Here is a 20516-nt window from a genome sequence, read left to right as displayed (position 1 = left end):
GCAAGGCTGCGATTGTGAACGCGCGTCGAACCTTTGCTATAGTTACGGCGCGCCAAACGTTCGGGTGAGAGCCTGAACCGCTGGGTCGAGCATTCCCCTATAGCTCAATTGGCAGAGCATTCGACTGTTAATCGGAGGGTTCTTGGTTCGAGTCCAAGTGGGGGAGCATCACCGAGAACCGCCTCGTATCACCATGATACGGGGCGGTTCTCGCATGCTGTGGCGGCTCGTGCGCCGCTGAGCGCGTCCTGACGCAACACGACGCGGGGGCCTCGACCGATCATGGTCGAGGCCCCCGCGTCGTGTGCGCGAACGTCAGGTCGTGTGTTGCTCGCCGAAGTTGACGCCCGGGGCGCCGGTGACGGCGACCCCGGCGGTCACGCCCGCGCCCGGCCCGTCGCCGTGTTCGCCCGCGCCGGCTGCCTGCCCGCGGTTCTGCAGGCGCTTCTCGACGAGGACGGCGATCTTCGAGATCGTGTAGTTGAGCGCGATGTAGATGAGCGCCACGACGAAGATCATCGGCACGATGTTCGCCGACGAGACCGCGGCGTTCTTGGCCTTGTAGAGCATCTCGCCGTAGAGCACGTTGTACCCCAGCGCGGTGTCCTTGAGCACGACGACGAGCTGGCTGATGAGCGTCGGCATCATCGCGGTGATCGCCTGCGGCAGCAGGATCGAGCGCAGGGTCTGCGTCTGTGTCAGACCGACGGACAGACCCCCCTCACGCTGCCCGTTCGGCAGCTGGTCGACGCCGGAGCGGATGACCTCGGCGACGACCGCACCGTTGTAGATGACGAGGGCGACGACCGTCGCGATGAACGGGTTGTTGTCGTTGTCACCGCGGGTCGAGAGCCAGCCGTAGACGAACAGCATCATGAGCAACACGGGCACGGCACGGCCCAGCTCGACGATGACGCCGGCGACCCACCGCAGGGGCCGCACATGCGACATGCGGGCCATCGCGAAGACGATGCCGAAGACGGCGGCGCCGATCATGGCGGTGCCGGCGGCCTTCAACGTGCCGAGCAGGCCCGGCAGGATGTAGTCCTGCCACGTCGAGGCCTCGAGGAACGGCTTCCACATGGCCGAGGTGAGCTGGCCCTTGTCGTCGAGACGGCGGTAGACGAGCCACAGCAGGCCGAGAAGGACGAGGGCGCCGAGCACCGTCAGGACGGCGTGTCGCCGGCGGGCCTTCGGGCCCGGGGCGTCGAAGAGAACTCCGCTACTCATCGCTTCACCGCCAGTTTCTTGCCGAGGTAGCCGACGAGCAGACCCGTCGGCAGGGTCAGTGCCACGAAGGCGAGGGCCGAGGCGGAGAACGCCTGGTTGAGCAGGCCCGGGTCGTCCTCGGTCACCTTCGCCAGCATCGCGGCCATCTCCATGACGCCGATGACGACGGCGACCGTGGTGTTCTTCGTCAGCGCGATGAGCGCGTTGCCGAGGGGGACGATCGCGCCGCGGAACGCCTGCGGCAGGATGACCTCACGCAGTGACTGGCTGAACGTGAGCCCGATCGAACGCGCGGCCTCGGCCTGCCCGAGCGGGATCGTGTTGACGCCGGAACGCAGCGCCTCGCAGACGTAGGCGGCGTGGTACACCGTCAGGCCGAGCACCGCCAGGCGGAAGTTGTTCGTCGTGAAGAAGTCGGGGCTCTTGCTGTCCGCGAGCTCGACGCCGAGCTTGGCCCACAGCACGAGGTTGCACGACAGGATGATGAGCGTCAGAGGAGTGTTGCGGAAGATGTTGATGTAGGACGTGCCGAGGAAGCGCAGCATCGGCACCGGCGACATGCGCAGGACGGCGACGAGCGTGCCGAGGACGAGGGAGCCCACGGCGGCCACGAGGGTCAGCTTGATCGTCATCCACAACGCGTCGAGCAGATGATAATCGCTGAAAAGCGTTGACATGCAAGGCCTTTCAATGGGTGACGGTGACGGGCGCGGCGGGTGCCGCGCCCGACACCGCGCGTGGATCAGGAGCAGGCTGCCGGCTTCGGCGGGTTGAGCTTCGTGTCGTAGCGGAAGTCGGCGCCGAGGTTCGACTCGACGGCCTTCTTCCACTCACCGGAGTCGACCATCTTCGTGATGGCCTTGTTGACCTTCTCGCAGGTGTCCTTGTCGCCCTTCTTGAGGCCGACGCCGTACTTCTCCTCGGTGAAGGCATCGCCGACGAGCTTGAACTTGCCCTTGTAGGCATCCTGGTTGGCGTAGCCGGCGAGGATCGTGTTGTCCGTCGTCATCGCGTCGATGGCGCCGGAGGCGAGCGCGTCCGCGCACTCGGAGTACTTGTCGTACTGCTGGGGGACGAGGTTCGGCTGCTGCTTCTTCAGGTTGTCGACCGACGTCGAGCCGGTGACGGAGCAGACCTTCTTGCCCGCGAGGTCCTTGACGCTCTTGATGTCGCTGTCCGCCTTCGTCAGGACCGACTGGCCGGCGACGAAGTAGGGGCCGCCGAAGGAGACCTGCTGCTTGCGCTTGTCGGTGATCGAGTACGTGGCGAAGATCATCTTGACGGTGCCCGCCTCGAGCATCTTCTCACGCTGCTTGGAGGGCGACTCGACGAAGTCGATCTTGTCCTCGCCGTAGCCCATCTCCTTCGCGACGTACTTGGCGACGTCGACGTCGAGGCCCTTGTAGTCCGAGCCGGCCTTGAGTCCGAGGCCGGGCTGGTCGTACTTGATGCCGATCTTGATCTTGTCGCCCGAGCCGGACGAGCTCTTGTCGTCGCTGCCGCCACAGGCCGTCAGGCCGAGGGCGAGGGCGGCGACACCTGCGGTGGCGATGGCACGCTTCATGTCTGTTTCCTCCTGGGTTTGCTGACGGCCTGCGTCAGTGGGTGAGAATCTTGCCGAGGAAGTCCCGGGCACGATCGGTCGTCGGGTTGCTGAAGAACTGTTCGGGGGCCGCCTGCTCGAGGATGGCGCCGTCCGCCATGAAGATCACGCGGTCGGCGGCGCGGCGGGCGAAGCCCATCTCGTGGGTGACGCAGATCATCGTCATGCCGTCGGCGGCGAGCTGCGCCATGACGTCGAGGACCTCGTTGATCATCTCGGGGTCGAGCGCTGACGTCGGCTCGTCGAAGAGCATCACCTTCGGTTCCATCGCGAGGGAGCGGGCGATGGCGACGCGTTGCTGCTGGCCGCCGGAGAGCTGGGCCGGGAACTTCTTCGCCTGGTGGGCGACACCGACGCGTTCGAGCAGCTCCATCGCCTTCGCCTCCGCGTCGGCCTTGCTCTGCTTGCGGACCTTGATGGGGCCGAGGGTGACATTGTCGAGAATCGTCTTGTGGGCGAACAGGTTGAACGACTGGAACACCATGCCGACGTCGGCGCGCAGCTTCGCCAGCGCCGCGCCCTCCTCGGGCAGCGCCTTGCCGTCGATCGTGATCGTTCCGGACTCGATCGTCTCGAGCCGGTTGATCGTGCGGCACAGCGTCGACTTGCCGGATCCCGAGGGGCCGAGCACGACGACGACCTCACCGCGATTGACGCTCAGGTCGATGTCCTTGAGGACGTGCAGGTCGCCGAAGTGCTTGTTCACTCCGTCGAGCACGACGAGGGGTTCGCCTCGCTGGGCGGTGATGTCACTGTGCGCTGGGGCAGTGGTGGCTCCGGTCATGGCAGTGATCGTAGTCACGCCCACAGGCCGCTACGGCGCCGCCGCGCTCATTCGTGACCTAATTGCTACACATGAGCGTGGATAGGTTGTCGATATCTACTGACCCGTCAGATCCCGCAGCACCCGCGCTCGTCTCACGCTGTTGACGACTCACGACCCCGGCTCCACCTGGTGGCCGGGGTCGCAAGCGAATCTGTGGGTGTCTCAGGCGGCGAGGACGCGTTGTGACGCTGCCGCGCGCTGCACCGACTGGATCAGGGCGCGCGACGAACCCGACGCGAGCGTACCGGTGAGCGACATCGTCAGCACCGGGGAACCGTCGACGCTCGTGAGCTGGAGGCCGACGCGCACACCGTCAGCGTCGAGGTGGGCGCGCAGCTGCCCGACCGTCTCGGTCGGGGTGCCGTCGATGACGAGCCGCCCCTGGACGTGCCTGCCGTCGGCGCCGGTGACGAACATGCCGAGGCGCGCGCCGTCGTGGACGATCTCGGCGATGTGCGCGACGGGGGTGTCGTCCTCGTCGAGGACCCAGTAGATACGGGGCGCGACGGCGTCGCGGGCCGGCTGCGCGAGCATGAGGACGCGACCGTCCGTGCGGCCACAGGCGGCGAGAACGTCACGCTTACGCGCGGCGAACTCATCCGCGGTGAACGCGCCGAGGTCGTACGTTCGGAAGCCATGCGCCCACCGGGAGAGGCGTACGGGCAGGTCGAGGTCGGCGAGCCACAGTTCAGCTGCCTGGGTAGAGCTGACAGGCAGCGGCGCCGTCCAGGTCTGGTGCAGCCGGAGGCGGGCCAGTGCGGGCAGGCTCAGGCCAAGGTCACTGAAAGATGTGTCGGTCTCGAGTGCCATGCTCATGGTCGGCCCCTTCTGGTCGGCAGCTGCGGCGGGCGCCGACGAATGGGAACTCGCTGTGTGCGGCGTTCCTTTGAACGTAAGGCGGGGTGACAGGCGTCGACAAACCTTTGTCTAACGTTCTCAAGGTCGCTAATCTCTGCGTATGTCAACGCATGTCGAGGGGCTGCAGATCGGCGAACTCGCCGAACGCGTCGGGGTGTCGACTCACACCCTTCGCGCCTGGGAGCGCCGTTACGGCATCCTCAAACCGTCGCGCACGACGGGCGGCTACCGCGTCTACAGCGAACTCGACGTCCGTCGCGTCTCTGCGGTGCTGGGCCTACGCGAGCAAGGTGTGTCCATCGCGGAGGCCGCGCGCCGCGTCAACGCGAACGTCGTCGCCCAGATCCCGGCCGGCCGACGTATCGATGCCGCAGCCATCGTCTACGAGATGCACCGCGCTGTCGACCGGTTCGACGAGTTCGCCCTGAGTGCCGCGCTGGATCGGCTGCTGTCGTCGCATCGGCTCGAGGAAGCCTTGCGTGACGGCCTCATGCCGTTCCTCGTGCAGTTGGGCGGGCGTTGGGAGCGGGGTGAGGTGTCCGTCGCGCACGAGCACTTCGCGACGCAACTCATCCGCCGTCGCCTCGACAGCTACAGCCTCATGTGGGCCGATGGTGACGGGCCCCTCGTCGTCCTCGCCTGCCCGCCGGGGGAGCAGCACGACTTTCCACTGCTCGTGCTCGGGGTGCTTCTCGCGCGCTCGGGGTGGCGTATTCGCTACATCGGCCAGGAGACGCCTGTCGCTGATCTTGCGCAGGCGTGCTCGATCCTGCAGCCCGATCTCGTCGTCATGGCTGCGACGCGTGACACGACGTTCCGTCGCTCGCTCGACGAGCTGCGTGACCTCGCGCGCTCCTACCGCCTCCTCATCGGCGGGCGCGGCGCCACCGAAACCATCTGCGCCGACCTCGGCGTCGAGGCGATGTCGCAGGACGTCGTCGCCGCAGCTTCTGCACTCATCGACGAATCGGGGCGCACCGGACGATCCGACTCCGACGCCGCCGCACAGTTGGTCGGCTGACGCCACGTGGGTAACCCCACGTCACGGGGGTTAAACTCTCTTGCGGCCCGCGACGAGCGGGCGAGGGGCGGTAGCTCAGCTGGTCAGAGCAGGGGACTCATAATCCTCTCGAACGATCTTTGGTCAGCCGAAGCGAGTCTCGAAAAGCGTTGCACTGCAACGGAATACGTCTCACCCTGCCGGGTTGTCGGTGGCGCACGCTAGCGTCTGACAGCGTGCGATAGACAACAGATAGACAACAGCACGGGGTGAAAATGACGGACGACGACCACCGCACGCGGCCACGCAGACGCCGCGGCGAAGGAACCTACTGGACTCGGCCCAACGGCGTCGAGGTCTTCACGATGAAGCTCGACGGTGGCGGCACCCGATCCGTCAGCGCGCCAACTCACAAGGAGCTGCTGAAGAAGGTCGAGAAGCTCAAGTCCGAAGTCGCACGAGGTGTCGGCGCCGGCGGAGCTACCAAGCTGTCGGTGTGGGGCCGGTACTGGCTCGACGAGATCTGCACGACCAGGGTGAAGCCGACGACACTGCAGTCGCACCGCTCGAAGATGGAGCAGCACATCATCCCGGCGCTCGGGCAACGCCGGCTTCGTGACATCAAGCCCGAGCACGTGCGCGCCTTCTACGCGGACCTCGCTGAGCGCGAGTACTCGACAGCGACGATCCGCCAGGTTCACGTCATCCTGTCGCGCTGCCTGAAGGTCGCCACGATGGAGGGCAAAATCGAGCGGAATCCGTGCGACAACGTTGAGCCGCCGAAGACGACCGGGCCGCCCGAGATTCGGCGGCTCAGCGTGGCCGAATGCGCGACCGTCCTCGCATGGCTGCGCAAGAACCGCGAACCGAAGGAGGTTGCTCGCTGGTCGGTGGCGTTGCTCGGTGGGCTGCGTCAGGGCGAGGCGCTCGGCTTGGACTGGGAGCACGTCGACTGGGCGGCGCGCGCCATCCACGTGCGTCAGGCTCAGGCGTACGTCGGCGGCGAGTACATCCTGCAGACTCCGAAGACGGCGCGGTCGGTGCGCAGCGTGCCGATGATGAACGACCTGTATGCCGACCTGCACGCTTACTGGGTGGAGGCTGGTAGCCCGCGAACGGGCCTAGTGTTCGGCCCCGCCAACACCGGAGTCGACTCGCGGAAGTGGAAGAACCATCAGCGCCTCGCACGGATCGCTGAGCCCGTGTCGGTGCACTCGTGCCGCAAGACGACAGGCAGCATGCTCTCCGACGCTGGCGTGCCGTCACGCATCATCGCGGACATTCTGGGGCAGGAGAACCCGGAGGTCACCGACGCGCATTACATTCGGACGGAGTTGGACATCCGCCGGAAGGGCATCGACAAGGTCGGGAAGCTGCTGACGAAGGCGACGAAGCAGCTCGAGAAGAAGGACGCGCCCTGATGGACATCGACTCCCACCCCACGCCGACGCCGCCCGCTGAGGGCGAGGTCTCGCAGGACGTCGAGGTCGTGACGGCGGCTGATCTGCGCGCGGGCGACCGTGTCGTCATGGATGGTGACGTCGTCGTGGTCGAGTCGGTGATGCGCTCGGGCGATCGCGTGTACGTGCGCGCGGATGGCGTGCCGGTGTCGGCGCTCGCTGGCGTGAGAGTGGAGCGGGTGCTGTAGACGCACGAAAAGCGCCCCCCACCTCGCGATGAGGTGGGGGGCGCTTCGTTGCACCTGGCGGATGCCGGGGTGCTCTACTTTGCACGGTAGGGCTACAGCGTACCAGCAGCGTCGGGCTCTCACTCTCACTCAGAGTTGCACCAGAGTGCGACTGAAGTGTGAGAGTGAGAGTCAGCGTGCAGCGTCGGCTTTGGTATCGCTCGCCGTCTGGTCGGGGGGGATGACCTGCAGGTGGTCGCCCGCGTCGTCGGGGATGCCGTTGCCGTTGTCGGCGTGACGGCCACCGCGTGCATGCTCGTCCTCGCTGTCGCGCAGGATTCGCCCGTACTCGACGAGCTTGTCCGGGGTGAGGTACGCGGCGATGACGCCAGCGAGCCAGGGGATACCCGCGATCACCGCGTCGGGCACGCTGACGCCGGACGCGGTGATCGCCCACATGATCAGGGCCGTAATGAAACCGACCGCACCGCCGGCCGCTACCTTCGTGGTCGGCATCTTGTCCGTGCTCGTCACAGCTCGCCTCCTTCGATGGCGACGCCGAGCTTGAAGTACGTCTCGCCGCCAGGGATGCCGTCAACGACTGCACCGACCTTCGCCTGCACCTTGCTCCACGTCTCGCGGCCCGCGATGCCGTCGACCTTCGCGCCGACGAGCTTCTGCAGCGCGGAGATGGTGAGCTTGCCGGGGATGCCGTCGACGACGAGGCCGTGTGCCTTCTGGAACGCGCGCACGGGCCATGCGGGCAGGGTAGGCCGCGCTGCCTTCGGGGTGCGGAACACGCCGCGCTTGTCGCCGACGTTCGACCAGGGGCCGTCGTCGATGTGCAAATGCATGTTCGCGCCGGAGTGGTTCTCGACGTAGCCATAGATGCCGCACGTCACGGACAGGCCGTGGCCCCATGCGATGTGCTGGCCGACCTTCTCGAACCATGCGCGCTCGTCTTCGCTGTTCGGACCGCGGGGGTCGCGGTTGACGTCGCACGCGCACGCGCGACCGCCGTAGCCGGTCGCGGCGTGTCGCGAACCGTTGATGTGGAACGACGGGTTCGCCTTCGGATACTCGAGCGCGTAGCAGCCGAGCGCCTTGAGATCGTTGACGGCAGCGAGGAGGTGGGCGGCTGCGAGCTTGGAGTCAGCCCATGCGGAATCGACCATCAGACGTTCATCGCCTTCCACGTGAGGGGGCCGACCAGGCCATCAGCCGTGAGCTTGTGAGCGGCCTGCCATGCGGCGACCTTCGCCTTCGTGGCTGGGCCGTAGATGCCATCCGCGCTGGCGCCGACGGCCTTCTGGATGCGCGCTACGACGCCCTTGTCGGCGACGCGCACGCCGGAGTGCGAGCGCACCGTGCCGTCGTTGGGGCCGTACCAGTGGCCGGGGGGCAGCGGGAACGTGTTGCTCGGGGCAACGGCCGCGGCCTGGCCGAGGTAGCCGCGCACCTTCGCGATGTAGGTGTCCCACGGGAACGACGGGCCGGGGTCGGTGTGCCCGCCTCGGGGGCCATAGGCGTTCGTCGCGTCGACGTGGCCGATGATGCCGCGAGCGCCCGCAGCGAGCTGGCTGGGCGTCAGGTGCACGGCGGGGATGGCGTATCGGCGGCACAGGTCGGCGGTCAGGCGCGCGGACAGCTCGAGCATGGCGCGGGAGTAGTCGTCGCCCCACTGGCCGGGGTTCTGTGCGGCGTAACCGGCGTGTTCGATCTGGAGGCCGTCGGCGTTCGCGCCGGGGGTTGCCCACGCGGTGTTCGCTTCGTCGACGCAGCGCACGATCGAGTCGCTGTCGACGACGTAGTGCGCGCTCGAGCGGGCGGCCGCGGTTGCGAACCAGTTGCGCGCGACGTCCTCGGCGATCGTGCCGCGCTCGGGTGCTTCGACGGTGTGGATGACGACGACACGCACGTTGCGGGCGCGGCCTCGCGTGAAGTTCGGGGACGGGATCGTCGTGATGGGCAGGGACATCGCTTCTCCTTGCGCGGGGCATGCGAACGCCCCGGCCAGGTGGCGCGGGGCGTGGATGGTGTGGGGGTCAGAAGATGGACGGCGGCGGGTCGATGTCGATGCCCGCTTGGACGAGTGCCGCGTAGGCCTTGCGGTCCCATTTGGCGTGCTCGGTGAGGTAGTGGCGCTGTGATCGCTCACGCTCGTCGGACGCTTCGATGCGCTCCGTGAGATTTGCGACCTGGCGGCGCAGGTCGGCGATGTCGGCGCCGTCGCGTTCGATTGCGGTGCGTCGCTTCGCGTCTGACCATTCACGGAAGGTCGACAAGAAGCTGCGCGAGAGGATGCCGAGGACGCCGGCGAAGATCGTCGCTGCGATCATGATGCTCGACTGGCTGACGTCGACCTCGTTCACCTCGGCCCCTCCACTTTCTCGACGGTGACGGCTTCACCGGCCTTGATCGGCGCCGGGCCCGTGCGCCACCAGATCAGCCAGTGCATGAGCGTCGGCAGGATGAGTACCGACGCGCCGCGCACCCCGTCCAGCCAGGGGCGGGTCAGGGAAGCGGCGAGGATGCCGACCGCGAGCGCCGAGTACGTCACCGCGAGGATGCTGTGCCCGAGGTAGACGATGAGGTGGCGGCGAGCGCGCACGCCGTAGGCGAGGACGAGCGCGCCGAGGTAGAAGAAGATCGCCCACGCCCACATCGGCGCGAAGCCTTCGACTGCGGTGAGCGAGGCCGAAGCGTCGTCTCCGCTGCTGTAGTCGAATGCCCTGACGATCGGCATGATCATCAGGGCGTACAGGATGAGCATGTGGTCGGCGCTCGTGAGCCTGGCGGGCTGCCATGAGCCGCGCCGCAAGCGGTGCAGCCGGCGGCGTTTCACCCCTCGGCCCTCGCCTCGCGCACCTTCTGGACGACTGCTTTGATCTGGTCGTCGGTGACGGCTTCCGGGTTGGCGCCGGGGCGGGGGGTGGGCTGGTAGGTCGCGACGGCGTAAGCGTGCACGTCGCTGAGGGTATGGTCGTCGTCGACCCGGGCGGCGACGAGTTCGCCACGGTGCTGCTCGGCCCACCCCTGGGGGTTGTCGATACCGGCGACTTCGGCGGCAGCGATGAAGCGGGCGAGGAGGTCGTTGTCGTTGCGTGCGGCGATGTGCTGAGCGAGGGTTGCCATGATGGATCCTTTTGGGTTGGGGGTTTAGGCGGGAGTGCCGGGGAGTGTTGTGGGCCATCTGGGGGACGGGATGGTGACTTGTCCGCGTGCCTCCCCCCCGTGCGGTCGATTCTGAACCGGCCATTGGGGAGCACCCAGCCTTCCGCGCCCTTTAGCGGCACGAAGAATTGAGATGGGGTTGAGTAGTCGAGCGGGACATCCCAGCGGGAGGCTCCTGCGTCGAGCAGGCCGTCGATGATGAGGCGCAGGATGCCAGGCTCCCAGCGGGCGAGGACGATGAGCGAGGACCATGCGGCGGGCTGGTCGGTCGTGATTCGTCGCCAGCCCGTGCATCCGTAGACCACTACCCACGAGCTGCTGGACGTGCCCGTAGCGATCCAGCGCCATGCGCCGTTCGTGCCTGCCGTGTCGGTGTAGCAGGTGCCTGCTGCGGGCGGGGTGATGACGCCGTATGGTGAGCCTGTGCCGCGCATCTCGTACGCCGTCTGCCCTGTTCCCGACCCGCCGGCACCGTCGGCACCACGCGGGATTCCGAACGTCAGCTCGAGATTCGGGTACGTGCCCGAAACTGCGGCAGTCGCGGCAGCCCCGGCCGAGAGCGTCGACGCTGACGCCGTGAACACTGGCGCGGGCGGTGATGCGCCGTCCTTGCCGGGGGGGCCTGGGTCTCCCTTGGGTAGCGTCAGGTTGAGTACCTGGCTCGGCGATGTGCCCGTGATCGACGCGGCGGCCTGAGCGCCCGACGTCACGCTACCGATGGTGAGCACGTTCGCGGGGCCGGGAGAGCTCGTGCCGCTCCCGCCGCCGTCACTTTTCGGTAGCACGAGGTCAAGAATCTGGTCGGGCGAGGCGCCGCGAATCGAAGCCGAAGCTGTCGGCCCGCTCGTTACTGACCCGATGCTCAGCGTGTTCGCAGGCCCAGGGTCGCCCCGCAGTCCCTCGGCTTGGAGGCGCTTAATCTCCTCGCGTAGCAGGGATGCCTCGTCCGGGGCGAGCGGCCTTACCGTCGACACGTCGGCGGCGAGGTCGATGACCGATCCGTCGCCAGGGTCGGCGATCTCGACGCGCTGCCTGCGTGGCAGGAGGAATGTCCACGTCGCGCCCGGCACGGACTCGAGGGCAACGTCGCCGACCTGCCCACCCGAGACGGGGATCGCGACACGGTCATTGTCGATGAGCTTCCCGCTCGTCGAGCGCGCCGGGGTGGGCGACACGATCGCGACGATCGCACCGTCGGATGGGGTGCCGTCCGGGTCGACGATCGTGCCGGTGATGGTCCATGACATGTGGTGTCCTCTCAGCCCTTGTCGGCGCGCGTGTAGGTGATGCGAATCTGCGGGGGTGCGCTCGGGTGGCGGTGATTCGCGAAGTAGCCCTGGTTCGTGGCGCCGTAGAACCATGTCGGGCCGAGGCGCACGCCCGTTGACGTCGGGGTGATCCACGACGTCGGCACCGTCACCCATTGCCACTGCGAGCGCGTCGTGAACTTCTTCTCGACGCCCTTCTTCGGGTCGCCCGGGCTGGTGTCCGTCGCCGGGATCGACGTAGCACCCAGCGGTAGGAGCGTGAGGGTGCCGCCTGTCGCGTTCGACCAGTACAGCGATTGCACGCCGATCTCGACCTTGGTGACCGTCGCGCCGGTGAGTGCTTGCGCGATCGTCTTTCCCTTCTCGCCGAAGAACGCGGGGTCATTGCACACGAACGCTGAGTGCGTGAGGGCGTCGCCGCCGTGGCGCAGGATGCCCTGCTGATAGTCGGCATTGGAGTCGGCGCCGGCCTTGTCGAAGGAGCGGCTGACCGACGCCTTCCACTGGCTGACGAACTGGCTGACAGCCGCACCGCCGACCGGGTAACCCGTGTCGGGCACGTACGGTCCGATGTCCTGCACGGTGAGCAGCCACGCCGCCGCCGTTGGAACCGAGTATGTCATCGTCGCGTTCTTCACGGCGCTCGCCACGAGGATCTTCATCTGCACAGGCCCGCCCGCCTCGATCTGCGGCGTCAGTGTCGCCACGAGCGTGTCACTGACAGGCCCACCCGCCGCGGTCGAGGGCCTTACGCTGTACACGGTCGGCGACGTCGTCGTCGGCGTCGCAGGCGACGGCGACGCTTGCGTGCCAACCGCCGTGTAGAGGCACAGACCAACAGACGCGCCCGACGAAGGCGCGTCACGTAGTAGGCATATGGCATCGTCACCTGATAGGTGCGTCCGGGCCACACTGTCGCGGTCACCACATGCAGCGGCGTGATGACTTCCGTCGTCTGCGCGGTAACTGCCCTCCCGGCGACGGTCTTGCCCATGTTGCTGATGCCCGCGAGCGCCCACGGCAGCGTGTCGAGCCATGACGCGCCCGACGATCCCGCGTATGGCAGGCGCTGGCCGATGAGGTCGGCGCCCGCGATCGACACGTCATCCGCGACCGTGACCGAGTTCGCGGCGACGTCACCGTCAGGGCTGATCGAAGCGCGCGTCACGCCCGCCGAGTCCGCGATCGTCAGCGAGTTCGTCGCCGCCGACCCGAGCGCCGTCGCCATGTACTGCGTTCCGTCCTCGGCGACCGTGTACGTCGAGAAGCCCTTGTCGTCGATGCGTGCGTAAGACTTCGACCAGTCGCCCGCCATGATCGCGCCCCGTCGTGCCAATGCCGATCGACGCGTTCAAGAAGCCCGACTGGATATTCTCGGCCTTGACCGTCTGGATCGTCGCGAGCGCCGCGGCGATCTTGCCGGCGTCGATGTCGTCTGCGGTGATCTTGTGCGCGGCGAGGATCTGCGCGGTCAGCTTCTCGATGACGGCGTCACCGATCTTCGCGTCCGACGCCACAAGGTGCGACACGTCGAGCGTGAGGATCTGAGCGACGAGCGCGCCGAGGCTGTTCGTGTCGAGCTTCGGTGCGTAGATCGAGCCGTCGGTGATCCGAGTCGCGTCGAGCGGCATCGTCGCGATCTCTTCCATGCGCGCATCGACGCGCGCCGCTGATTCGGCGAGGTCGACCTTGAGCTGCTCGAAGACTTCCGGGTCGACGGCTGCGCCCACCTCGACCATGACGAGCTCGCGATGCTCACTGACCTTGCCCGGCAGGGAGCGTGCGACGATCGTCACCCACACCTCGCCCGGCTCGGCCATCCACGTCACCGACGCGCCACCAGGCGACTCGATCGTCGCGACGCGTGTCGTCGACATGGGCAGCGGGTCGACCTCGAAGTCCTGCGAGGCGCCGACGTGCACCTCGACACGCGCGAAGTCCATCGGTGCGACGGCGCCGTCCGCCCACGAGCCGTCCCACGTCGCCGTCACCTGCAGCTGCCCGCCGACGACGTCGAGGCCGGTCGGCGCCGGCGGGGGTGGGCCGGTCACGACGACGGGCGCGGTCGTGTCGTCGTGCTGCTTGCCGACGATCGCCGTCAGTTGCCCGTCGGCGTCGTAGTGTTCGATCGCGCCGTCCTCGACCGAGGAGTGCGCGAGCTGCGGGACGTTCTGCGCCTTCACGCCCTCCTCGAGGCGGCGCAGGCGCCGGGCGAGCTCACGGAACTCTCCGCTCATGTCGTCACCTCTCCTCGAGCCACCGTGAGGGTGGCTGTGTCCTTGTCGGGGCTGAGGGTGTAGCTGATGATGCGTAGCTGCATCGTCCAGTCACCCGCCCAGCCTTGCCCGTCGCCGCGGACGGTGATCGTGTCGCCCAAGCCCCATGAGCCGAGCGGCGCGTTCGGGTGATCGCGTACGACGATGGAGGCGATGTCAGCGCCGAGCGTCGCGGCCTTTCCCTCACGTGCGGCGCGGGCGTCAGCGTCGGCCTTCGTGCGCAGGCTCTTGTCGGTGACCGTCTTCACGCGGCGCAGCCGGCCGGGCGTCGACGCTTTCCAGGTGCCGCGCACCATCGCGCGGCCCTCACCGGCGCCGAGGACGACGACCTCCGTCGCGATCTGCTCGGCCTTCTCCGTCAGCGCAGGCGCCTCGACGATGTTCTCGCCGACGACGAAGCGCAGGTCATCACGCACCCGCCCGGCGAGCGGCGCGGCGAAGCGCAGCACATGGCGGGGCGCGTCACCGTCCCACGAGTGATCCTCGACGTAGTCGAAGTTGCCCTGCTCGCAGATCGTGTCGAGCTTCGCGCCGAGGTCAGCGTCCGCGTACCAGGCGAGGGTGAACGGCTCGAGCTGCTCGCCCTCCGTGTCCTCCTTCGGGGCCTGCTTCGTGGCGATACCGACCACGTCGAACAGGTCGGCCGGGATACCGTCTTCCGGGCCCTCCACCCACGAGACCTGGGTGTTCTTACGCTCACGCACGATCACCTCCGACCCAGCAGGCAGTGGCTTGGGCACGGTGCGCCGCGATTCGCCGTAGAGGGTTTCGACCACGGCAGGTTTCGCCGGCGTCGTCGTCACCGTGACCTTCTTCGTCTTCGGGTCAACCCGCTTCACCTTCACCGCCGGTTTCGCGGGCGTCTTCGTGCGCTGAAACCGCCACAACGTGCCCTCTGCCGGGAGCGCAGGCAAACGCGAGTTGTCCACGTACAAGGGCAACTGGTCCACGCTCTGACGGCCCAGCAGCACGCCCGACTTGTCAGACTCGAGCGTCAGCCCGAGATTCGCGCCCGGCTGTGCCTGAATGTGCTCCCACACGTGGCGGAAGACGTCGAGGGCGTCGGTGTTGACGAAGCTCTTTTCCCCGCCGTACGGGGTGCCCTTCGCGAAGCCGACGAAGCCGAGGCCGGACAAGCTGAGCTTGGGGCCAGCCTTCTCGACGTCGGTGAGAATCCACGCGCCGCGCGCTCGCCCGTCGAGTTCGACCCAGATCACCGTTGACCAGGCGATGAGCACGTCGAGGCCCGCGTCGGTGAGGTTGGCGACCTCGACGGGGATCGTCGCGCGCAGCGACGACGTACCTGACAGCGTGAACTCTGGTTCGACGTCGGCGAGGGGGAGGTCGGGGTGCAGCATCGTCTCGGTGCCGTCGCCGTGCAGTCGTGTCGCGAAGAATCGCCACGCGGCGGGCTGCCATTCCTTCGCGCGCTGCGCGTCGACGCGTGAGACGACTGCGGGCGCGTCGGGTAGCTCGACGCGCTTGTCGCGCCGCTCGAGCGTCGTGACGAGGATCGACGACGACTCCCACGGCCTCGTGACGTCGTCCTCGGCAGCGAACACGCACGTCAGCCCCTGCGGGGACTGTGCGAGCGCGCCGTACAGCATGAAGCGCCCATCGGAGGGGAAGTCATCGCGGCGAGCCCACGAAGCGCCGTCGTCGTAGCTGACGAGCCACGCCCACTCGCCATGCCATTCGACCTTCGCGGGCCGGCGGCGCACGAGGATGACGATGACACCGTCAGCCGTGACGGCGATCTCCGGCGAGCCGGACACGTCCGAGGCGATGCGCCGCTCGTACGTCCACGACAGACCATCCGGGGAGGAGGCGAGATGGATGCCGTAGTCGAGGTCGTTGCGGATCGCCATGAGCCACCGACCCGAGGGAAGCTTCACGACCTGCGGCTCTGACCAGCCCTTCTCACCGAAGTCGGGCAGGCCCGCCGGGATCGTCGGCGCGCTCCATGTCGCACCGCCGTCGCGTGTCGTCGTGATGATCGGCTGCCAGGTGCGCCCGCCCGTGAGCGCGCCGTACCCAGCGACGACCCACAGGTCAGCGTCGATCGCGAGGTCGCAGGCGAAGAACCACGACCACCGCTCGGCGAGGTCGACCTTACGCGTCCACGACCCGCCGGACGGTGACGTCCATAGGCTCGAGCGTAGGCCGCTTGCTGCCGACAGGCCGAGCATGACCCACCGCTTGCCGATCGGATCCCACGCCAGACCAGCAGGTGCCGTACCCGGCGGCGGTCCAGACTGCGCTACCGCGTCAGACCACGCCTGCGACTGCGCGTCGAAGCGAGCGCCGCGGATGATCGCCGCCGGGTCGTCGGCGTGCCCGTATGCCTTCGCGGAGCGCCACAGCGCGAGCGTCGACGCGCCATTCGTCGCGGCGTAGGGGAATGCCTCGTACCCGCCGGTGTGGCTGAGGGTGCGTGCCGTGGTCGGCTGCAGCTCAAGCATGTCGACCCTCCTGTCAGGTGGTGGAGGAGTCCGCGACTTCCTCGAAGGTCAGGTCGAGCGAGAAACCGGACCAGCCGTCGATGACGGGGCCGACACTTCCGAGCTTCTTCGCCCACGCCTGGAAATGCACCGAGCGGCCGCGTAGGTTCGCGGGATGAGCATTTCGTCGACGACGGTGATGTTCTGTCGGCTCGGGTTGGACGCTTGGACGTTGTCGAACGCGAAGTCCTGCGACGCCTTGCCCCACGACTTGCCGTCCCAGTCACCGAAGCTGACCCACACGCGGCCCTGCACGTTACCGGCGGGCATGAGGATCGAAAGCCAGTCGGCGCGGATCTTCACGCGCGTCGCCCACTCAGGGATGAAGACGTCCTGCGTGCCGCCCTTGTTCGGCCAGTATTCGCCCTGCGCCGTCGCATTCGACAGGGTTTCCTTCTCGGTCCAGATCAGCGCGTTCGGGCGTAGCACGCGCTTCGTGCGAGGGTTCGCGACCTGGCGAAGGTCGGTGATCATCGCGGGCGTGATCGTGCCCGTCGACGCGGGGATCGTGATCTTCGCGAGCGGCACGTACGGGTACGCGATGCCCGTCAGGCTCGTCACGCGCTGCAGCGAGCAGTACGTCGCATCGAGCGGGTTGCTGGGCTGCTGCGAGGAGTCGAAGTGCCAGTCGTCGACGCGCAGGATGAGGTAGTCGGTGCGCGCCGTGCTCGACGTCGGCGGGATCGCCACCTGAATCGTCGCGTCGTTCGCGGTGACGTACGTCTGCGCCTGCGCGCGGCCGCCGAAACGGTTGACCATGAGCGCGCCACCGGGCGCGACGTTCACCGCGCCATCGGGCACGGGCAGCGCCGTCACCGCGAGGTCAGTGGCTTGCACGACCCCGTTCGAGCCGTTGGTCGCCGCCCACGCGAGCATCCGGGCCACGCTTGCGGGCACACGCCCACCATCGACCGCCCACGCCGGGGAAAGAGTCATCGTCAAGCCTTTCGATCAGAGGGGCACCGCGTCGAACCACTCGAACCGGCAGCGTGCCGTGTTCGACGGGTCCGACCCGGCGAAGGTGAGAGTCTGCGCGCCAGGCGTCAGCCGGGCCGTCAGCCGTGAGGCACGCGAGAGGCTGCCGGGCACGTTGACGCCGTCGAGCTGGATCGTCTGCGTGCGCGTGTCGATGACGAGCGTCGAGCCGGGCGGCACCGTCACGCTCGAGGCGATCTCCCAGCCGCCACCCGCGATGCGCGGACGCGACAAGGCGCCCGAGACGGGTCCGGTGATCGTCGCAGTGAACGGCGCATCGCCCGTGCCGCCGACGACGGTGCCGCCGTGACGCGTCGACGAGCCAGCCCGGAACTCGAACGGCGCGATCGCCGGCCACACGAGACCTCCCGACGTGTCCGTCGGCAGCAACGTCAAGTCGACGACATTCGCGCCCTGACGGGGCGTCTCGAGGTACATCGACGGCTCGGCGAGCATGAACGTCGCGACAACCTGCTGGAAGCCGTCGTCCTTGGCGCGCGGCAGGCTTCAGGTCGAGCTTTCGAGGGCGCCCGTACATGCGATACGAGCGCCCGTTCCTGCGGTATCGCAACACCGACACGCCGCCAGGGCGACGGTTCGACGGGGCACGCCACACGCGAGTGAGGCCCGCGAGCTCCTCCCACACGTCGAGGTCAGAGCGCACGCCGAGCGTGAAACTCCACTCGGGCGCACCGAGCACGTCACGCCCGAAGCGCACACCGTCCCAGCCGTCGATCTCGGCGTCCTGCGCGCGGATCGACACTGAGCCCGGGTCAACACCCGAGCCCAGCGTCGTCACGCGCCGGTGGTAGCCGTGAATGCCGCCGAGACGTACCCGTCGAGCTCGAACTCCTCCTCGAGCAACATCGTCATGCCCACACCTCCCGGTAGCGGCCGGCAGCGTCATGACGACGCAGCTCGTGAGTGATCTCCCGGGCGATGTCGGGCGCGGGAGTCGTACTTCACGCCGGTGACGTTGACGTTGATGTCACCCGCGACGATCACCGAGGACGTCTTCGGCGCGCACGAGCGGCTCGGGGCGCCCGAGCTTGTTGTGCACGACGTTGATTGCCGGGAGCCAGCGTGCCGCCACGGTCGAAGACCGGCACGTCGCGCACCATGCCACCGTCGGCGTAGCCGTGCCTTGCACCACGGCCGATGTATCCCATGCCGGGGCCGTAGCGGTGCCGTGCATAGTTGATGCCCGCAGCGAGGTTCGCGATCGGGTCGAACACGTTGTTCGGTGTGCCGTCGACGTGGTACGCGCGGAACGTGGAACCGATGACCTGGACGAGCCCCTTGGCGAGGTCGCCCGTCTTGTTGTTGATGTCACCGATGTTGCCCTGCACGGCGTTGGGGTGCCCGACGACTCCCACCCGATCTGCGTGATCCACTTCTGCACCATCGCCTCGGTCGGCGTGATCCCGTTGAGCCTGAGCGCCTCCTCGATCTGCGGACGCCACGCGGCGGCAGCCTTCGTTCCAGCACCCTCGCCGCCCTCGAGCGTCGCATCCGACGACTTACCCGTTGCCCCCAGCCAATCGCGCCGTCAACAGCCTTCTTCGCGATGCCACCGAGGATCTTCTTCGTGAAGTCGCCACCACCGAACTTGCCGACGGCGCCGTCGATGAGCTTGTAGGCGCCAGCCTTCAGCGGGTCGAAGACGGCCGACATGATCGCGCCCGCCCACGCTCTTGAGACCTTCCACGATCATGTTCGTCTTCGAAATCGGGCCGTACTGCTTTTCATTCAGCACGCCGTAAAGGCCTGTGTCGACGTGAAGGTGGTCGTAGTGGCCCGGCCCGCGCCAAATCGTCGCCCACCCGGCGTCGATGAGCGCGGGAGCGAGACGATCAAAAGCCGCCGCCTCGCCGCCCGCCATGCCATCGGCGTTGACGTCCAAGGCCTGGCCGACATAGTGCAGCGACGTTGCCATGTGCGTCGGACGCGGTGCCACGCCACCGAACGCAGGGTGCTGACCGACGTCGAAACCCTTTTCGCGCAGCCATTTCCCGAGCGCGACGATGGACACCGACGGCCTATAGGACTCGTAGCGGCCCCTAGCCGTGTGCCCGACACCGGTATTCGCGTGCGGCATGCCCGCGAAGCCGCCGTCAGCGTGCCCCGGCAGCGGTCCCGTGACGGTTGATGTACGCGAGGGCGGCCGGGTGCTTGCGCTCCATGCGCTGCGTCGAAGCCACCTTGGTGATGTACTCGCCAGGGTTGACACGCGCCGTCGGCACGCCCTTGTCGGAGATGCCGAGGACGTTGTCCGCACGCGGGCCGCGCCACGGGCCGGGGATGGTGCCGCCGCCAGCACGTCCGGGGATGCGCCCACCGTCGGCCTTGCCGCCGATCTTCGACAGCTCGTCGATGTGCAGCCCGAATGGCTTGCCGAGCTTTTGAATCCCGAGATGAAGGGGTTGTTGATGATGCCGATGACGCCGTTGATCGGCGTCGTCACGATGCCCTTGAGCTTGTCCAGATCTTGCCGACAGCCTTGACGGCAGAGTTGAACATGCCACGGATTCCGCCGTTGTCGTCCTTGCCGAGGATGTTGTTCAAGGCGGTCTTGGCCCCATCGACGGGAGAGGTGATGAGCTTCTTCAGTCCATCCCAAGCTCGCTTGAAAGCGCCGAACACCCAGTCCTTTACCGTAGTAAAGTTGGTCTTGATGTTTTTCCAACGCTGATGGATTTCATCTCGAGCCCAACCGAGAGGAGCAGAAAGAACGGTCTTGAGCGTGTCCCAGGCGCGCTTGAATCCACCAATCACCCAGTCCTTTACCGTAGTAAAGTTGGTCTTGATGTTTCCCAACGCTGATGGATTTCATCTCGAGCCCAACCAAGAGGAGCAGAAAGAACGGTCTTGACGTATCCCAAGTCCGCTTGAACCCACCGATCACCCAGTCCTTGACGGAGGTAAACTTCGAGACGATTCCGTCCCAATGCTTGACAATCCAACCCTTAGCCGAGTCAATCGGCCAAGAAAGAATCCGGACAATTCCGCCCACCAGGACTTGAAAACGCCAGAGACCCAATTCCAAGCCTCGGTGAACTTTCCAGTGATCTTGTTCCACGTTCCGACGATGGAATCCTTGACCACTACGAAACCCAGGGAAATGTTGTCCCACACGCCCTTGATGCCGGGCCACAGCGAATCGCGCATCCAGTTCCAC

25 protein-coding genes and 1 tRNA gene are annotated in these 20516 nt (G+C 67.1%); 4 read left to right on the top strand and 22 right to left on the bottom strand.

All coding sequences use genetic code 11. The annotated features are described in order from the left end of the window. Window positions 1-93 precede the first annotated feature (93 nt). Window positions 94-166: transfer RNA gene (locus tag DYE07_RS11910), tRNA-Asn, on the top strand. Window positions 167-315: 149 nt separating this feature from the next. Here the strand turns inward: DYE07_RS11910 and DYE07_RS11905 are convergent. The 5 genes from DYE07_RS11905 to DYE07_RS11885 all read right to left on the bottom strand — a co-directional run bounded on the left by DYE07_RS11905 (window position 316) and on the right by DYE07_RS11885 (window position 4475). Then, window positions 316-1230 (bottom strand): amino acid ABC transporter permease, encoded by a 915-nt coding sequence (locus DYE07_RS11905; RefSeq protein WP_038568648.1) that lies wholly within the window; start codon window positions 1228-1230, stop codon window positions 316-318. Beyond that, window positions 1227-1907: an amino acid ABC transporter permease gene (locus tag DYE07_RS11900; protein ID WP_038568646.1), complete on the bottom strand. Its 681-nt coding sequence runs from the start codon at window positions 1905-1907 to the stop codon at window positions 1227-1229. The genes DYE07_RS11905 and DYE07_RS11900 overlap by 4 nt, the downstream gene beginning before the upstream one ends. Window positions 1908-1972: 65 nt before the next feature. Beyond that, entirely contained in the window at window positions 1973-2794 is an 822-nt protein-coding gene (locus DYE07_RS11895) for a glutamate ABC transporter substrate-binding protein (protein WP_006944204.1), read from the bottom strand. 34 nt (window positions 2795-2828) lie between these two features. Beyond that, complete coding sequence (locus DYE07_RS11890; RefSeq protein ID WP_006944163.1) at window positions 2829-3617, bottom strand: amino acid ABC transporter ATP-binding protein; 789 nt, start codon at window positions 3615-3617, stop codon at window positions 2829-2831. 204 nt (window positions 3618-3821) lie between these two features. After that, entirely contained in the window at window positions 3822-4475 is a 654-nt protein-coding gene (locus tag DYE07_RS11885; RefSeq protein ID WP_115297168.1) for a hypothetical protein, read from the bottom strand. A gap of 142 nt (window positions 4476-4617) precedes the next feature. On the opposite strand from DYE07_RS11885, the gene DYE07_RS11880 reads away from it, so the two are divergent. The 3 genes from DYE07_RS11880 (at window position 4618) to DYE07_RS11870 (ending at window position 7165) form a co-directional block, all read left to right on the top strand. Next, complete coding sequence (locus tag DYE07_RS11880) at window positions 4618-5538, top strand: MerR family transcriptional regulator (RefSeq protein WP_115297167.1); 921 nt, start codon at window positions 4618-4620, stop codon at window positions 5536-5538. Between the two features lie 254 nt (window positions 5539-5792). After that, window positions 5793-6938 (top strand): tyrosine-type recombinase/integrase, encoded by a 1146-nt coding sequence (locus DYE07_RS11875; protein ID WP_115296061.1) that lies wholly within the window; start codon window positions 5793-5795, stop codon window positions 6936-6938. Beyond that, entirely contained in the window at window positions 6938-7165 is a 228-nt protein-coding gene (locus tag DYE07_RS11870; RefSeq protein WP_115296062.1) for a hypothetical protein, read from the top strand. The genes DYE07_RS11875 and DYE07_RS11870 overlap by 1 nt, the downstream gene beginning before the upstream one ends. A gap of 171 nt (window positions 7166-7336) precedes the next feature. Here DYE07_RS11870 and DYE07_RS11865 read toward each other — a convergent pair whose 3' ends face one another. From DYE07_RS11865 to DYE07_RS14995, 17 genes are all read right to left on the bottom strand, one after another. Continuing rightward, window positions 7337-7678: a hypothetical protein gene (locus DYE07_RS11865; RefSeq protein ID WP_115296063.1), complete on the bottom strand. Its 342-nt coding sequence runs from the start codon at window positions 7676-7678 to the stop codon at window positions 7337-7339. Then, window positions 7675-8319 carry a peptidoglycan-binding domain-containing protein gene (locus DYE07_RS11860; RefSeq protein ID WP_115296064.1) on the bottom strand — a complete coding sequence of 215 codons (645 nt, stop codon included), beginning with the start codon at window positions 8317-8319 and terminating at the stop codon, window positions 7675-7677. The genes DYE07_RS11865 and DYE07_RS11860 overlap by 4 nt, the downstream gene beginning before the upstream one ends. Next, on the bottom strand, window positions 8319-9122 hold the full coding sequence (locus tag DYE07_RS11855) for a peptidoglycan recognition protein family protein (protein WP_115296065.1): 804 nt from the start codon (window positions 9120-9122) through the stop codon (window positions 8319-8321). The genes DYE07_RS11860 and DYE07_RS11855 overlap by 1 nt, the downstream gene beginning before the upstream one ends. A 67-nt stretch (window positions 9123-9189) precedes the next feature. Next, window positions 9190-9516: a hypothetical protein gene (locus DYE07_RS11850; protein WP_115296066.1), complete on the bottom strand. Its 327-nt coding sequence runs from the start codon at window positions 9514-9516 to the stop codon at window positions 9190-9192. Then, complete coding sequence (locus tag DYE07_RS11845) at window positions 9513-9917, bottom strand: hypothetical protein (protein WP_115296067.1); 405 nt, start codon at window positions 9915-9917, stop codon at window positions 9513-9515. Before DYE07_RS11845 ends, DYE07_RS11850 begins: the two co-directional genes overlap by 4 nt. Before the next feature lie 68 nt (window positions 9918-9985). Continuing rightward, window positions 9986-10279: a hypothetical protein gene (locus DYE07_RS11840; RefSeq protein WP_115296068.1), complete on the bottom strand. Its 294-nt coding sequence runs from the start codon at window positions 10277-10279 to the stop codon at window positions 9986-9988. A gap of 1297 nt (window positions 10280-11576) precedes the next feature. Continuing rightward, window positions 11577-12293, bottom strand: coding sequence for a hypothetical protein (locus DYE07_RS11835; RefSeq protein ID WP_115297166.1), 717 nt, complete (start codon window positions 12291-12293; stop codon window positions 11577-11579). Window positions 12294-12334: 41 nt separating this feature from the next. Next, on the bottom strand, window positions 12335-12754 hold the full coding sequence (locus DYE07_RS11830; RefSeq protein ID WP_147286938.1) for a hypothetical protein: 420 nt from the start codon (window positions 12752-12754) through the stop codon (window positions 12335-12337). Then, the gene (locus DYE07_RS11825; protein WP_115297164.1) at window positions 12729-13823 is read right to left on the bottom strand and encodes a hypothetical protein; all 1095 of its coding nucleotides are present in this window, start codon (window positions 13821-13823) and stop codon (window positions 12729-12731) included. Before DYE07_RS11825 ends, DYE07_RS11830 begins: the two co-directional genes overlap by 26 nt. Next, a complete protein-coding gene (locus DYE07_RS11820) occupies window positions 13820-16324 on the bottom strand; it encodes a sialidase family protein (protein ID WP_115296070.1) in 2505 nt (834 codons plus the stop codon). Before DYE07_RS11820 ends, DYE07_RS11825 begins: the two co-directional genes overlap by 4 nt. Before the next feature lie 48 nt (window positions 16325-16372). Then, window positions 16373-17299, bottom strand: coding sequence for a hypothetical protein (locus DYE07_RS11815; RefSeq protein WP_147286937.1), 927 nt, complete (start codon window positions 17297-17299; stop codon window positions 16373-16375). Window positions 17300-17314: 15 nt separating this feature from the next. Next, on the bottom strand, window positions 17315-17794 hold the full coding sequence (locus DYE07_RS11810) for a phage distal tail protein (protein ID WP_115297162.1): 480 nt from the start codon (window positions 17792-17794) through the stop codon (window positions 17315-17317). 545 nt (window positions 17795-18339) lie between these two features. Continuing rightward, on the bottom strand, window positions 18340-18732 hold the full coding sequence (locus DYE07_RS11805; protein ID WP_177817237.1) for a transglycosylase SLT domain-containing protein: 393 nt from the start codon (window positions 18730-18732) through the stop codon (window positions 18340-18342). Between the two features lie 155 nt (window positions 18733-18887). After that, entirely contained in the window at window positions 18888-19370 is a 483-nt protein-coding gene (locus DYE07_RS11800) for a hypothetical protein (RefSeq protein WP_115297160.1), read from the bottom strand. Between the two features lie 82 nt (window positions 19371-19452). Next, window positions 19453-19863 (bottom strand): hypothetical protein, encoded by a 411-nt coding sequence (locus DYE07_RS14555; RefSeq protein ID WP_147286936.1) that lies wholly within the window; start codon window positions 19861-19863, stop codon window positions 19453-19455. Next, window positions 19799-20155, bottom strand: coding sequence for a hypothetical protein (locus DYE07_RS14550; protein ID WP_147286935.1), 357 nt, complete (start codon window positions 20153-20155; stop codon window positions 19799-19801). The genes DYE07_RS14555 and DYE07_RS14550 overlap by 65 nt, the downstream gene beginning before the upstream one ends. 84 nt (window positions 20156-20239) lie before the next feature. Further along, on the bottom strand, window positions 20240-20516 hold a 277-nt coding region (locus DYE07_RS14995), incomplete at its 5' end, for a hypothetical protein (protein WP_218564393.1).

The organism is Dermacoccus nishinomiyaensis, assembly GCF_900447535.1.
In the GTDB taxonomy this organism is placed as follows: domain Bacteria; phylum Actinomycetota; class Actinomycetes; order Actinomycetales; family Dermatophilaceae; genus Dermacoccus; species Dermacoccus nishinomiyaensis.
The sequence above is the reverse complement of the archived record's forward strand: the minus strand, read 5'-3'. Positions and strand labels throughout refer to the sequence as shown.